This window comes from Ruegeria sp. BC2, from assembly GCF_056539245.1.
On record NZ_JBQFUQ010000001.1, the window covers coordinates 1,439,040 to 1,453,608 of the forward strand.

Genomic DNA, 14,569 nt, shown 5'->3' on the forward strand with positions numbered 1-14,569 from the left:
CATGCGACACACGCTGCCGATTGCGCCGCAGTTCTATGTGACTGCACCACAGCCCTGCCCTTATCTCGAGGGCAGGATCGAGCGTAAGCTGTTCACCGCCCTGCAGGGCGAAGGCGCGGATCAGCTGAACAACTCTCTGTCGCAGCAGGGTTTTCGCCGGTCTCAAAACGTTCTGTACAGGCCCTCCTGCACCGATTGTGCGGCCTGCCTGTCGGCCCGGATCGACGTTTCGGCCTTTTCGCCGACCAAAAGCCAGAAACGCGCGGCGCGGCGTAATGCGCATCTTCAGCGACGCGCGACCTCACCTTGGGCCACCGACGACCAGTACGAGCTGTTTCGGCGGTACCTGGACACACGGCACGCTGATGGCGGCATGGCGGATATGGACGTGTTCGAGTTCGCCGCGATGATCGAAGAGACCCCGATCCGTAGCCGCGTCGTTGAATATGCCGACCCCAAGACCGGAAACCTGATCGCCGTCAGCCTGACCGATGTTTTGGATGACGGGTTGAGCATGGTCTATTCGTTCTATGATCCGAACCAGCCGCAAAGCTCGCTGGGAACCTATATGATCCTCGATCATATCGACATCGCGCGCGAGGCCGGGCTGCCCTATGTTTATCTGGGCTATTGGGTCCCCGGCAGCCCCAAGATGGGCTACAAGGTGAAATTCGCCGGGCTCGAGGTCTATGTCAAAGGCGGGTGGCAGCGTGTGGACGACCCGGAAGCGTTCACCGACTCAACGCATCACCCGCTTTCGACCGCTCCGATTGCCGAGCAGGTCGCGAATATCCAACTTCCCGATCGCCACCCCACCAAAGGTTGAATTCTGATGCAGCAAGGTTTGCACGCCGTCACCCTGGTGGTGCCGGACTATGATGACGCGATCGCGTTCTACACCAAGACGCTTCGGTTCCGGCTGACCCAGGACATCGATCTTGGCGAAGGCAAACGATGGGTTTTGGTTACGCCCCCCGGCAGCGATGGGGCTGCTCTGCTGTTGGCCAAGGCGGACGGAGACAGCCAACGGGCCGCAATCGGTAATCAGACCGGAGGTCGTGTCGGGTTTTTCCTCAGAACCGATGATTTCGCCCGCGATCACGCAGACATGCTGGCCAACGGGGTCCGGTTCGAGGAAGAGCCCCGCCATGAACCCTATGGCATCGTTGCCGTCTGGCAGGATCCGTTCGGGAACCGTTGGGACCTGATCCAGTTCACCTGACAACCGGCGTCAGCCGGGACCAAAGCAAAGGGGGCCTCGCGGCCCCCTTTTCAGTTGGATAACGCCATCACCGATCAGTTCGGGATCAGGTCCGGCACGATCGTCACGATCGACGGGAAGAACCACAGAATTCCGATGCCCACCACCTGGATCAGCACGAAGGGGATGATCCCGCGGTAGATATGGCCCGTCGTTACCTCTTTCGGCGCCACGCCGCGCAGATAGAACAGCGCAAAGCCAAATGGCGGCGTCAGGAACGAGGTCTGCAGGTTCACCGCCACCATGATCGTCACCCATTTCGGGTCGAACGACCCGCCATAGATCACCGGACCCACGATCGGGATCACGATGTAGATGATCTCGAGGAAGTCCAGCACGAAGCCCAGGATGAACAGCACCAGCATCACGATCAGGAAGACCGTGAACTCGTTGTCAAAGCTCTTGAGGAACTGCTGGATATAGTGTTCCCCGCCGAACGAGATCACCACCAGATTCAGCAGCTGCGATCCGATCAGGATGGTGAACACCATCGAGGTCACCTTGGCGGTTTCCCGCACCACCGGTGTCAGAACACCGCTGGCATACAGCACCCAGCAGGCGAACAGCAGGCCGAACAGCGCATAGAGGTAGGTGGCATAGGCCAGGATGAACGCAATCCAGGTCTCGACGCTTACATCGCCTTGGTTCACGCGGAGGTCAAAGTTGACACCCAGCAGAAGGCAGATGATGACAGCGAAGGTGGACCAGATGATCACTTTGCCCGACCGTCCCTGATCCTGCAGTTTGCGATAGGCCGCCAGCATGATGGCCCCGCCTGCCCCCAGCGCTGCTGCCGGAGTCGGGTTGGTCACACCACCCAGGATCGATCCAAGTACCGCGATGATCAGAACCAGCGGCGGGAATACCACGCGGATCAGATCATTGGTCGCACAGCGCGCCGCCGCTTCCTTGCAGCCATACATGGCAAGCCCGAAAGGCAGCGCCAGCAGCAGGAAGGTGGCCCCCGACGAGGTGGTCGGCGCAATCAGCAGCACATCGACCAGCAGCATCAGGATCAGCCCGATTGCACCCACGATCAGCGGCTGCGGCGATCGCGAGGGCGCGATGCCGCGACCCAGAACCAGCGTCAGACCCAGCAGTACGACCATGACCGCGACACCGGTGCCGATCGGGGCGGCAGCCGCAATCTTGGCTTCACGGGCCGAAGCCAGTTCTTCCTCGCTCAGCCGTTGCGCTTCGGTTGCGCCGCCGGCGGCATCGATGGCTTCCTGCTCGGCCACGGCCTTGTCCCAGGCCGCCTGACCATGCAGGTCTATCATCGAGGCCTTGCACTCCTCGGATACGTTGGTGCGCAACGAGGCCGCCTCACCGATGTCCGAGAAGCCGGAAACCGTGATGTTCTGGCTTCCGATGACACCGGCGCTGCCCAGCAGAACCGCGCCCACGATCAGTGCGACCGGGGCACCCAGCAGCCAGGTCAGGCCTTCCGAGCGGGTGATGGTCTCGCCGCTGCCGCCTGACAGTTCGACCGCAGGTGCCTTGTGCGGGTTGAGCAGCGCGTAGCCAAAGGCATAAAGCGCATAGAGCAGCGCCAGCATGATCCCCGGCAGCAGCGCCGCCTGGAACAGCGTCCCCACCGAAACCACGGCCGGCTCGCCCAGATAGGTCAGCGCGTCGGTACAGCCCGCTTCGACCGCGCGGGTCTCCTGCGCCGTCGAATACAGGTCACCCGCCAGCGTGCCCAGCAGAACAATCACGATCGAGGGCGGAATGATCTGCCCCAGCGTGCCCGAGGCCGCGATCACGCCCGTCGCCAGCTCTGGCGAGTAGTTGTTGCGCAGCATGGTCGGCAGGGCCAGCAGGCCCATCGTCACCACGGTCGCGCCCACAATACCGGTCGAGGCCGCAAGGAATGCCCCCACAACCACGATCGACACCGCCAGACCGCCCGGCAGCGGGCCAAAGACGCGCGCCATTGTGGTCAGCAGATCGTTGGCGATTTTCGAGCGTTCCAGCGTGATGCCCATCAGCACGAACATCAGCACCGCCAGCAGAGTCTCGATCGACTGACCGGCCAGAACTCGTTCGTTGATACGGTTCACGATGAAGGACACGTTGCGGTCCAACGCGGTTTCCCAACCCTGAACAAAGACCGGCTCGGCGATCCTTGGCAGGTCCGGGTATCGGAACACGGATATCACATCGGGTTTCACACCCGAATTCACGATGTCCCGATAGGCTTGCGAGCTTGTGTCGATCGCCTGGTGGATCAGCAACCCGGCGCTGTCCAGCGCGGCGATGATCCCGAAGGAGATGATACCGGCCCCGCCGATGGCAAACGCCACCGGAAAGCCGCTGAGAATTCCGCCAAACAGGCAGAGGAATACGATAATGAGGCCTATCTCTACGCCATCAAGTCCGAATAGCATTGTCTTGGTCTCCGTCCTTAATGTGTGCCTTCGTAGGCTTCTTCACCCTCGCCAAGGCTGTCCTTGTCGAGGTATTTTCCAGCGCTTTCCGGGCCTTCGACATATTCGAGATAGGACCGGTAGAAGAACGCGATCGCGTGCAGGAACACCATCGCGGCAAAGGCCACAAGCAGGATCTTGAACAGGAAGTAGGCATTGAAGCCGTTGGGGCTGAAGCCGATGGTTTCTACGTTCCAGCGCAGCGCGCGGGATTTCATCACCAGCCGGTCCAGCGTGTCGCTGGCCGAGGGCTTCGGCACGATCAGGTGACGCCACATGAAGTACCAGCCATACATCCAGGTCAGCACGGCGATGGGCATCATGAACAGGATCGAGCCCAGCATGTCGACCACGCGCTTGGCCCGGTGCGAGATGCCGGCATATACGAGGTCCACGCGGACGTGGCCGCCCTGCACGAAGGTGTAGGTGCAGCACAGGCAGACGACGAGCGCGTTGTACAGCTTCAGTTCTTCGGCATACCAACTGATATCCATCTGGAACGGGATACCCAGACCAAACGCCATGTCAGGCCGCGCGAACACGCGCTGCATGAATACGATGACGATTTGCTGGATCACCATCAGCAGGCCCGCCCAGGCAAAGAAACGCCCGGTCGTGTTGGCGAACCCTTCCAAAACGCGCACCATGCCCCACATGAAGCCGCGGAAGTAAAGCCCGATCGCGGTCAGCACGAGGAAGATCGTGAAGACCACGAAAAAGAACTCGACCGACCCGCCGTAGTAGACAAAGCGCATGATCGCTTCTTTGTCCGACCAGTTCAGCCACAGCTGCGGATGCGTGATGGCGTATCCGAAATTATAGAAGGCTTCGGCGATGCTCTGAACGAACCAAACCAGTCCGTTCCACAGGGCGCCGAAGAACGAGATACCGTTTTCGTCCTGCATAATGTCCCCAGGTCCCGTTGGTTGCGACGCTGATTATAGCGGAAAACCGTGCGATCCGCGCATCTGCAACAGGAAAGGTTTCCCCGCACGTGGCGGGGAAACCGTTTGATTGCCAGACGGCCAGTTAGCCCAGAACGCGGTCGCGCTGCGCGGTGTAGACGCCCGAAGACATGTTCAGCCACGACGACGAGGCTTTCATCGATGCCATCGCGCTGTCGTGGATCTTCTTGAACAGCTCGTCGCTCATGTTCTCGGCCAGAACTTCCTGGCTGGCTTGTCCGAAGGCATCCCAGACACTGTCGGGGAATTCCATGACCTTTACGCCACCGGCCTGCAGACGCTGCAGCGCCGCGCCGTTGTTGGCCAGGAACTGTGCCAGGTTCCACTGGTGCGCTTCGCCGGCAGCGATCTCGATGATCTTCTGGTGCGCCGGCGAGAGGCTTTCGAACACGTCGCGGTTGGTGGCCAGCGACAGGCCTGCGCCCGGCTCGTGGAAACCGGCGGTGTAGTAGATCTTGGTGATCTCCTGGAAACCGGCCTTTTCGTCTGCCCAGGGACCGATCCACTCGGTGCCGTCGATGGCACCCGAGGACAGTGCCTGGTACACTTCCGAACCCGGAATGTTCTGAACCGATGCGCCCAGTTTGCCCAGAGCCTTGCCGCCCAGACCCGGCATACGGAACTTCAGGCCGTTGAAGTCTTCGGGGCTGTTGATCTCTTTCGAGTACCAGCCGCCGGCCTGCGCACCGGTGTTGCCTGCCAGGAACGATTTCAGGCCGAAGATCTGGCCCAGTTCGTCATGCAGCTCCATGCCGCCATCGAAATAGTACCAGTTCACCAGTTCCTGCGCGGTCATTCCGAACGGAACGGCGGTGAAGAACGCATAGCCCGGGTGCTGACCGACAAAGTAATAGTCAGCGGCGTGATACATGTCAGCCTGACCCGACGAGACCGCGTCGAACACTTCGAACGCGCCCACCAGTTCGCCCGCGGCCTTGATGTCAACGGTCAGGTTGCCGTCGGACATTGCGGTGATGCTGTCGGCGCAACGCTGCGCGCTGTCGAACACGCCAGCCAGACCGCGGCCCCACGAGGTAACCATTGTCAGCGTGCGCTTGCCCTGCGCATAGGCAGGTGCCGCCAGTGCGGTTGCCGCTGCGGCCGAGCCGCCCAGTGCCGACGTCTTTAGAAACTTACGACGATCCATAAGAGTATTCCTCCCCTTCATAGTCACGACTCGGGCAGCGCCCGAGCCAGTCGTTTACGGTAGCGTCACCCTAATGATGGCCGGTTGAAAAGGAATACCTATTACTACGTAGATCAGATGGTTTTTTCTGCAGAACGCGCAATTCCCGGGCTCATTTCTACCCGCAAACCGCGAGTTCCGGGCGTTCCGAGCGCCGGAATGCCCAATCTCTTTGCAATTTCACCCCCGCTTGCGTATCGATTCGACCATGGGGAAATTCCGCGCTCTGCTTTCACTGACCTATGCTCAGAAGCTGTCGCTGGTTGCGGCCATTCCGCTGGTGGTGGCCGTGGCCGCAATCGCGGTTATGGTTGCCTATGAATCCCGCGCGACGGCTGAACGCGAGATCAAGGCGTTGGAGCGTCGGCTGATCGAGGCCAAGAAGGAAGAGCTGCGCAACTACGTGACACAGGCCCGAAACGGGTTCGCATACATCTACGGACGCGCGTCTCCGGATGACGAGGTGGCCCAGAATCTGGTGACCCAGATCCTGTCGGCGATGATCTACGGAAAGGACGGGTTCTTCTTCGTATACGATTATGACGGCAACAACCTTGTCAGCCCGCGCCAGACCGAGTTCATCAATCAGAACTGGGAGGGCCTGACGGACAGCGAGGGTGTTCCGGTGGTCGACGAGTTCATCCGCCTGGCCCGGCAGGGTGCCGGATGGCACAGTTTCATGTGGCAGAAGCCCTCGACCGGGGAAGAGGCGATGATGATCGCCTATGTCGTCGGCCTGCAGGATTGGCGTTGGGCCGTGGGAACCGGTGTATTCATCGACGACATCGTGGCCACCGTAGCCAATGCCCGCGCCGAAGTCGAAGCGCGCGTACAACGCACGTTCCTGTATATCGGCGGAATCGTTCTGGCGGCGGTTCTGATCGTCTTCGCCTCGGGGATGCTGTTGAACATCCGCGAACGCCGGCTTGCGGATGCCAAGCTGAAGGAACTGACCAAGCGGGTCATCGACGCGCAGGAGGAAGAGCGCGGCCGCGTGGCGCGTGAACTGCATGACGGGATCAGCCAGATCCTGGTCGGGGTGCGCTATGCGCTGGACAATGCCCGGCGGCGCCTGTCCAAGGGCGATCATGACGGCGCACGTGCGCCGCTGGACAAGGGCATCGACAACCTGGGCACCGCGATTACCGAAGTGCGTCGCATCAGTCGCGACCTGCGGCCAGGCGTCTTGGATGACTTGGGCCTTGGCCCGGCCCTGAAGGCGCTGACCGACGATTTCCGCGAACGGACCGGGATCGAGACCGAGTTTTCGACCGTCGTGTTCCGCAATCGTCTGGACCAGGACAGCAAGATCGCCCTCTACCGTATCGCGCAAGAGGCGCTGACGAATATCGAACGCCATTCTGGCGCAACCCGCGTCACGATCGACCTGCGCGGCCACAAGAAGGGCGCGACCATGCGCATCACCGACAACGGGCGTGGCCTTCGGTCACGACCGGGCCGGGTCAGCACCGGGATCGGGCTGCGCAACATGCAAGAGCGCATAGAACAGCTTGACGGATCCCTGCGTATCCTGTCATCACGCGGCGCACAAAGTGGTACAGTGATCGAAGTCAGCCTGCCGCTGAGCCACCTGTTGCCGCCGCAGGAAGACGCGACACCCAAAGGAAAGGCCGGTTCCTGATGACCGAAACGATCCGAGTCCTTATCGTCGACGATCACCCCATGGTCGCCGAGGGCATCCAGTCGATCCTCGAGAGTTTTGACGACATCAAGGTCGTCGGGACGTTGGGCAATGGCCGTGACGCCGTGGATCAGGCCGCGCGCCTGCAGCCCGATGTCATCCTGATGGATCTGAACATGCCGGGGATCGGGGGGCTGAGCGCCACGGAGCTGATCCTCGAACGGCTGCCCGAAACCCGCATTCTCATTCTGTCGATGCATGACAGCCCGGAATACATCTCGACCGCATTGAGCCATGGGGCCAAGGGCTACGTTCTCAAGGATGTGCCGACGGACGAAATCAAGCAGGCCATAGACGCGGTCATGGGTGGAGAGCGCTATCTGTGCACCGGGGCGATCGGATCGCTGGAACCGAAAGAGGATGCGGCGCGCGAAGCGCTCACCGGACGCGAGCAGACGATCCTTCTGGAACTGGCGCAGGGCAAGTCGAACAAGGAAGTGGCCTTGGCGCTGAATATTTCGGTTCGCACGGTCGAAACCCATCGCAAAAACATCAAGCGCAAGCTGGGCATCTCATCGACTGCCGGCCTGACCCGATACGCGCTGGAACATGGCGTTCTGCAAGGAACCGGCGTGGCCTTCTGACGGCCGCGCCATCAGCGCAGCTTCCGCGCTTCAACGGATTCCTTCGCCGAAAAAGATCAGCGTGCCGTCCTCATCCAGAACGTGAAACTCTCGCTGTTGATATGGCTGATCGAATGGCGCACGAACCCGCCCTTCGGGCAGGTCTTCGAGTTTGGGACGCAGGCTTTCGTACAAGTCGTCTATATCCTCGACATCAATATAGAAGGATTGCTCGTGGCCCAGCGGCAGGCCATCCGCGCGCGGCGGGCATTCCAGCAGGCGAATTGCAACCGGGCCAAGCCTGAGAAAAGCATAGTTGTCTTGCGTGAACCCACACGCGAAACCCAGACGATCGCAGTAGAATGCAATTTGTCGGCTCAGCGAGGAACACAGGACAAAAGGGGTCAGCTGAAGAATACGTGGCACCTTGCACTCCCTGGCAGGATCTGACTGCTCCACCCTAGCATGGGTCAGTCCAGAAGCTCATCGTTTCGCACCCCCTCCCTGTCGCGATGACACGGCAGCACACGGCCATAGAGCTGCCGAGTACGCTCGACCCCGCCACACATGCCTTCGGCCTCGACAAAGGAGAATATCCCCACGTAGCGCGGCCGTGCACCCGACACCGGCGCCACGCGATGCAAGGAATAGCGCCCCCGAAAGATCTGCAAATCACCGGGATTGAGCTCCAACTGGCGCACCATTCCCATATTGCCGTCTAGAACCGAGGCCACCTTGTCAAAGTTCTCCTTCTCAGCGGTGCGCAGGTTCGGCGCGTATTCAAAGGCGCCGCCTTGCTCGCCATTCTGGATCGCCAGAGTAACCGTGTAGTTGTTCGTGTCGAAATGCCACGGAAAGCCCTGCCCCTCTTCGACCACGTTGATGATCACATCCGCCAATGGATCATCGTAGCGAAAGAACCGATCCGCGGGTTCATTCAGCGCTTCGCGTATGAAGGGCAGAAATCCTTCGAACTCGTAGATTCTGCGCAGGGGACCGGTAGACGGGAAATTGTCGGCCGGAACAAAGGCGTTCGACCGGTCATAGAACCGACGGATCGGGTGGGCGATACCAAAGCGGGGATCGTCCTTGGTGAAATAGGCGTTGGTCCGGTTGAAACTGCGATGCGCACTCGGCGCGACTGCTTCGGCTTCGGTCAGCAACTGACCCAACCCGTCTTCGTGGACAAATCCGGGTAAAACTGCGCAACCATCTTTGTCGAGGTCACGACGAATGTCATCGATCAACCGATCATAGGCCGCCGAATTCGGACGATCTATCGGATAGCGCCCGAGGTCCACCAGATCCATCAGCATGCCGTCCTCCCTGACTTGTTCGCAGCCCCAGCCTGACCCAGCCCGGACCCCGCATCATGCCCGTTTCAGACATCGCTCTGACGCATTCTGACCTCGACCACCGCTCGGAACTCGGCAAAACTCGGCCAGTATTTTCGGAAATTTCCCCACATGCGGCAATCTGCGCAACAAAATGTCGCAAAATTCGACATCAGAGTCAGGAAATTGGCCAGATTGCCTGTTGACGCCCCTTCGCGCCGCCCATAATGTCTGCCCCACGCAAAAAGGAGCCTCTGGCGATGAGAACGCTAGTCGTAATCGTAGGAACCACGCGCATGGGCCGGTAACGGTAAACCATAATCGAACCCATGCGCCTCCGAAACTTCGGGGGCTTTTTTTTGTCAAACGCAAGACACATGTCGCGAACGGAGCAAAGCAGATGACACGTGAGATGACCGGCGCAAAGATGGTGGTCCAGGCCCTCAAGGATCAGGGCGTGGACACGGTATTCGGATACCCCGGCGGCGCCGTGCTACCGATCTATGACGAGATCTTTCTGCAAAATGACATCCGTCACATCCTGGTGCGGCATGAACAGGGCGCGATACATGCCGCCGAGGGCTATGCCCGTTCAACCGGCAAACCCGGTGTCGCACTGGTGACCTCGGGGCCCGGCGCGACCAACGCGGTGACCGGCCTGACCGACGCGCTTCTGGATTCGATCCCGATCGTGGTTCTGACCGGTCAGGTGCCGACGTTCATGATCGGCTCGGATGCGTTCCAAGAGGCGGACACGGTGGGCATCACCCGGCCCTGCACCAAGCACAATTGGCTGGTCAAAGACACCAACTCGTTGGCAGAAACCATGCACGAGGCGTTTCATGTCGCCACCGCGGGCCGTCCCGGTCCTGTGTTGATCGACATTCCCAAAGACGTCCAGTTTGCCACCGGAAAATACACCGCGCCGAAACCATCGACCTCGCATTATCAACCGGCGCTCAAGGGCGACATCGAAGAGATCACCGAACTGGTCGCCGCCATCGAAACCGCCAAGCGGCCTGTGTTCTACACCGGCGGCGGCGTGATCAACTCAGGCCCCGCTGCCAGCCAACTGCTGCGCGAGCTGGTCGACGCGACCGGGTTCCCCATCACCTCGACCCTGATGGGCCTGGGTGCCTACCCCGCATCGGGCAAGAACTGGATCGGGATGCTGGGCATGCACGGTCTGTACGAGGCGAACATGGCCATGCATGACTGTGATCTGATGATCAATGTCGGCGCCCGGTTCGACGATCGGATCACGGGGCGTATCGACGCCTTCTCGCCCAAGTCGAAAAAGGCGCATATCGACATCGACCCGTCCTCGATTAACAAGGTGATCCGGGTGGACATCCCCATCGTGGGGGACGTGGCGCATGTTCTGGAAGACGTGCTGAAAGTCTGGAAGGCGCGTGGTCGCAAAACCAACACCGAAGCGATCGCCAAGTGGCAGTCTCAGATCTCGGACTGGCGCAAGGTCAACTGCCTTGCCTACACCAACAGCGAAAAGGCGATCAAACCCCAATACGCGCTGGAACGGCTCGAGGCGCTGACCAAGGACCACGATCGCTATGTCTGTACCGAGGTGGGCCAGCACCAGATGTGGGCCGCGCAATTCCTTGGGTTCGAAGACCCCAACCGCTGGATGACCTCGGGCGGGCTGGGCACGATGGGCTATGGCTTCCCGGCTTCGATCGGTGTGCAGATGGCACATCCCGACGCGCTGGTGATCAACGTCGCGGGCGAGGCCAGCTGGCTGATGAACATGCAGGAGATGGGCACCGCCGTCCAATACCGCCTGCCGGTGAAGCAGTTCATCCTGAACAACGAACGCCTGGGCATGGTGCGCCAGTGGCAGGAACTGCTGCACGGCGAACGCTATTCGCATTCGTGGTCCGAGGCCCTGCCCGATTTCGTCAAGCTGGCCGAGGCCTTCGGGGCCAAGGGGATCATCTGCAAAGACCCCGCCGATCTGGATGACGCGATCATGGAGATGATCAATTACGACGGTCCGGTGATCTTTGACTGTCTGGTGGAAAAGCACGAGAACTGCTTCCCCATGATCCCGTCGGGCAAGGCCCATAACGAGATGCTGCTGGGCGAGGCCGAAACGAAGGGTGTCATTCAGGCTGGCGGCGCGGTGCTGGTTTGATATTGCTTGCGGACACAGGGCCACGCTGTTGGCCCTGATGGACGCTCACAGGACAGGACGGAACATGCCCGGCATCCCCACTCAGACATCTCCACGCGAGAACCTGCAGATTTTTGCGGGGCGTCGCGGCTGGCAGTTGGGCATTCTTGTCCCTGCGCTGGTGCTTGGGGTCTTTGTCATCTGGCTCGGCCTCAGCTGGAGCGAGATCGCGGCCAATGGCAGCGCCGGCTTTCCGATCGACTTTCGGGTCTTCTGGGCCGCCGGACGTCTGGCCCATCTGGGTGAGCCTCTGTCGGCTTTCAGTGTCGACAGCCTGACCGCCATGCACAACGTCATCAAGGAAGATGACTGGATGCCCTGGTCTTACCCGCCGGCGTTTCTTGCAACGCTGCAACCCTTGGGCGCCCTTCCCTTCCCCATTGCCTGGCTGGTCTTCTCGATCGCGTCGATCGTCGCGATGATATTCGCCGCCCGGCCGTTCGCGGAAGGCATCACACCGGTCTGGTTCGCATTTGCGCTGCCACCCGCGATATTGCCGACCCTGTTCATGGGGCAGACCGCAGCCCTGTGGATGGCCGGTTTGCTGGCGGCACTTGCAGCGCTCAAGAACCAACGTTTGGTTCTTGCCGGCTTTTTTATCGGCCTTCTGACGCTCAAACCTCAGCTGGGCATCCTGATTCCCTTTGCTTTGCTGGCGTGCCGAGCGTGGCCGACCATCATTTCGGCCGGCGTCACGACCCTGGTCATCTCGGGGTTGGCGACTGCGCTCTACGGTCCGGAATACTGGCTGGAAATGCGCAACATGATGGCGGTCCACTTTTCGGTGGTGCGTGAAACCATCGTCGAAAACAATCTGATGCTTAGCCCCTATTCGACGCTCGCCAGCTTTGGGCTGCCCGAGCCTGTCGCCTTGGCCGTTCAGTGGACGATCACAGCCTGCGCGGCCATCATGGTCACGATCACATGGCGCAGCCCCCGGATCGGTTTTGACCTGCGTGCCGCGGTGCTGGCGCTGGCGGTTATGCTGTCCACCCCATACCTGTGGTTCTACGAATCTGCTCTGATCTCCGCTGCGGGACTATTCCTTTTGCGCGCAGGTGTATTGACGAACAGCCCATGGGGCCTAGCGTTGGCCGGAGCGATGTGGCTGGGTGCCGCCCCCGCTTTCTTCGCCTTTCTGTTCCGCGGCGAGGCCGACATCTCGATCCGCCTGCTTTTTGCACCGCTTTTGTATCTTTCATGTCTGGTTTGCATCGGTGCCGTTGTTCAACGGCTGCGGGCGCCAGACTATTCCTCTGCCAACGATGAGGTCTTCCAATGACTGCACTCAAGATCCGAAAAGGTTCCACCCGCCACTCGGCCTACAACCTGCGCCCGACCTTCTCGGACGTGCAGGAACGCCACACGATCGCTGTTCTGGTCGAAAACGAACCGGGGGTTCTAGCCCGGGTCATAGGGCTGTTCTCGGGGCGCGGCTACAACATCGAAAGCCTGACCGTGGCCGAGGTCGACCACACCGGACACCTCAGCCGCATCACGATCGTCACCACCGGTACACCGCAGGTGATCGAACAGATCAAGGCTCAGCTGGGCCGCATTGTCCCGGTGCATGACGTGCATGACCTGACTGTCGAAGGCCCTTCGGTCGAACGGGAACTGGCGATCATCAAGGTCGTCGGCGAAGGCGACAAGCGGGTCGAGGCGTTGCGCCTTGCCGACATTTTCCGGGCCAATGTCGTGGACAGCACGTTGAATTCGTTCATCTTCGAAATCACCGGCGCGCCGGACAAGATCGATGCATTTGCCGATCTGATGCGCCCGCTGGGCTCTGTCGAGGTTGCACGGACAGGCGTCGCGGCCCTGCTGCGCGGCAACTGATTTTTCGCGAACCCATCAAAACGCCCCGTCGCGCAGATCGACGGGGCGTTTTGCGTTTTTGGATCGAATTCCGCGGGTGCGTAACTGAGCACTGATAGGAAAAAGACCATACAAATAGGCTTAATGCCTATTGCGTTCGCGCCTGAGCGCGTTACGCTTGGACCAGAATACGCAAACTGCGTGTTCCATGGGGTCAATATTGCGATTTCTTGACTGGCGACCGGCCTTTCTGGCCGATCCGGTCGTGTTTCCCGAACCGTTGCAAACCAGAGTGAGACATGGCCGTAGACACTCGCACGCCCGCCGAGCTGCGCAGCATGCTGGGGGCGAATCTCAGGCAACTTGCCGACCGCTATCCTTCGGTCGCCGAACTGTGCAGACAGCTGGGCGTCAACCGCACGCAGTTCAACCGGTATCTTTCTGGCGAGAGTTTTCCACGCCCGGACGTTCTGGACCGCATCTGCCGGTTCTTTGACGTGGATGCCCGCATTCTGTTGAAACCGCTTGAGGAAATCCCCGCGCCCCGGCGCTGTGACCTGCCCGAAAGCGTGGTCCAGTTCCTTCGGCCCGGACTGGCAGCCTTGACCGAGGACACGTTTCCAAGCGGCGTCTATCTTGTGACGCAACATGGCGGCGAAGCCGATCCACGCGCCCATCATTGGCTGGTTCAAACCCGGCACCTGCATCAGTGTGCTGTCCTGCGCGGCTTCCTGCCGCCGGCCATGGCCGGTACGCGTTCCGCCACGGGCCGTGAACTTCGTGGCTTCGCCGCCTGCGCCGGACCCAATATCTACGCAGTCTTGTCGCGCGAGGCTGGTCGTGACAGCAAGACGATGGTGATCCGCAAGGACATGACCGATGGCAACGGCGTCTGGATCGGTTCGTGCATGGAGCACTCTGCGGCTACTCCGCACATCTACAGATTGGAAATCCGCCATCTGGGCCACGATTTCCGGGCAACGCTGGAGGCAGCGCGGCTCGCGCGCCGGACATAGGAAACCGCCCAAACTCCCGTGCATGTCGTTGTGAGAAAAGCCGGAGTCGCAGAAGTGTAAGCGAGGGCCGGTCCCGGATGCCTAGGCTGGTGGGGAAGCGAGGA

Annotated in this window: 13 protein-coding genes; 8 read left to right on the forward strand and 5 right to left on the reverse strand. The window is 60.6% G+C overall.

Features of this window, described 5'->3' with window-relative positions; all coding sequences use genetic code 11:
• Position 1 precedes the first annotated feature (1 nt).
• Both ACR0CU_RS07100 and ACR0CU_RS07105 read left to right on the forward strand, forming a co-directional pair.
• Positions 2-826 carry an arginyltransferase gene (locus tag ACR0CU_RS07100; RefSeq protein ID WP_093962342.1) on the forward strand — a complete coding sequence of 275 codons (825 nt, stop codon included), beginning with the start codon at positions 2-4 and terminating at the stop codon, positions 824-826.
• 6 nt (positions 827-832) lie between these two features.
• Positions 833-1,222, forward strand: coding sequence for a VOC family protein (locus ACR0CU_RS07105; RefSeq protein WP_170338689.1), 390 nt, complete (start codon positions 833-835; stop codon positions 1,220-1,222).
• A 74-nt stretch (positions 1,223-1,296) separates the two neighbouring features.
• Here the strand turns inward: ACR0CU_RS07105 and ACR0CU_RS07110 are convergent, their stop codons facing one another.
• From ACR0CU_RS07110 to ACR0CU_RS07120, 3 genes are all read right to left on the reverse strand, one after another.
• Complete coding sequence (locus tag ACR0CU_RS07110) at positions 1,297-3,651, reverse strand: TRAP transporter large permease (RefSeq protein WP_170358851.1); 2,355 nt, start codon at positions 3,649-3,651, stop codon at positions 1,297-1,299.
• A gap of 17 nt (positions 3,652-3,668) precedes the next feature.
• Positions 3,669-4,595: a TRAP transporter small permease subunit gene (locus tag ACR0CU_RS07115; protein WP_170338177.1), complete on the reverse strand. Its 927-nt coding sequence runs from the start codon at positions 4,593-4,595 to the stop codon at positions 3,669-3,671.
• 124 nt (positions 4,596-4,719) lie between these two features.
• Positions 4,720-5,802, reverse strand: a complete 1,083-nt coding sequence (locus tag ACR0CU_RS07120) for a TRAP transporter substrate-binding protein (protein ID WP_170338175.1) — start codon at positions 5,800-5,802, stop codon at positions 4,720-4,722.
• Between the two features lie 247 nt (positions 5,803-6,049).
• Here ACR0CU_RS07120 and ACR0CU_RS07125 point away from each other — a divergent pair, with 247 nt between their 5' ends.
• Positions 6,050-7,483 (forward strand): cache domain-containing protein, encoded by a 1,434-nt coding sequence (locus ACR0CU_RS07125; protein WP_170418374.1) that lies wholly within the window; start codon positions 6,050-6,052, stop codon positions 7,481-7,483.
• A complete protein-coding gene (locus ACR0CU_RS07130; protein ID WP_170446449.1) occupies positions 7,483-8,127 on the forward strand; it encodes a response regulator transcription factor in 645 nt (214 codons plus the stop codon). The genes ACR0CU_RS07125 and ACR0CU_RS07130 overlap by 1 nt, the downstream gene beginning before the upstream one ends.
• Before the next feature lie 30 nt (positions 8,128-8,157).
• On the opposite strand, the gene ACR0CU_RS07135 is transcribed toward ACR0CU_RS07130, so the two are convergent.
• Both ACR0CU_RS07135 and ACR0CU_RS07140 read right to left on the reverse strand, forming a co-directional pair.
• On the reverse strand, positions 8,158-8,532 hold the full coding sequence (locus tag ACR0CU_RS07135) for a bleomycin resistance protein (protein ID WP_170402529.1): 375 nt from the start codon (positions 8,530-8,532) through the stop codon (positions 8,158-8,160).
• 44 nt (positions 8,533-8,576) lie between these two features.
• Positions 8,577-9,422: a HalD/BesD family halogenase gene (locus ACR0CU_RS07140; protein ID WP_170446451.1), complete on the reverse strand. Its 846-nt coding sequence runs from the start codon at positions 9,420-9,422 to the stop codon at positions 8,577-8,579.
• 418 nt (positions 9,423-9,840) lie between these two features.
• On the opposite strand from ACR0CU_RS07140, the gene ACR0CU_RS07145 reads away from it, so the two are divergent.
• The 4 genes from ACR0CU_RS07145 to ACR0CU_RS07160 all read left to right on the forward strand — a co-directional run bounded on the left by ACR0CU_RS07145 (position 9,841) and on the right by ACR0CU_RS07160 (position 14,465).
• Positions 9,841-11,592 carry an acetolactate synthase 3 large subunit gene (locus ACR0CU_RS07145; protein WP_170587112.1) on the forward strand — a complete coding sequence of 584 codons (1,752 nt, stop codon included), beginning with the start codon at positions 9,841-9,843 and terminating at the stop codon, positions 11,590-11,592.
• 64 nt (positions 11,593-11,656) lie between these two features.
• Positions 11,657-12,913 carry a glycosyltransferase family 87 protein gene (locus ACR0CU_RS07150; protein ID WP_170443027.1) on the forward strand — a complete coding sequence of 419 codons (1,257 nt, stop codon included), beginning with the start codon at positions 11,657-11,659 and terminating at the stop codon, positions 12,911-12,913.
• The gene (gene ilvN, locus ACR0CU_RS07155; protein WP_093962354.1) at positions 12,910-13,470 is read left to right on the forward strand and encodes an acetolactate synthase small subunit; all 561 of its coding nucleotides are present in this window, start codon (positions 12,910-12,912) and stop codon (positions 13,468-13,470) included. The genes ACR0CU_RS07150 and ilvN overlap by 4 nt, the downstream gene beginning before the upstream one ends.
• Before the next feature lie 278 nt (positions 13,471-13,748).
• Entirely contained in the window at positions 13,749-14,465 is a 717-nt protein-coding gene (locus ACR0CU_RS07160; protein ID WP_254429924.1) for a helix-turn-helix domain-containing protein, read from the forward strand.
• Positions 14,466-14,569 lie beyond the last annotated feature (104 nt).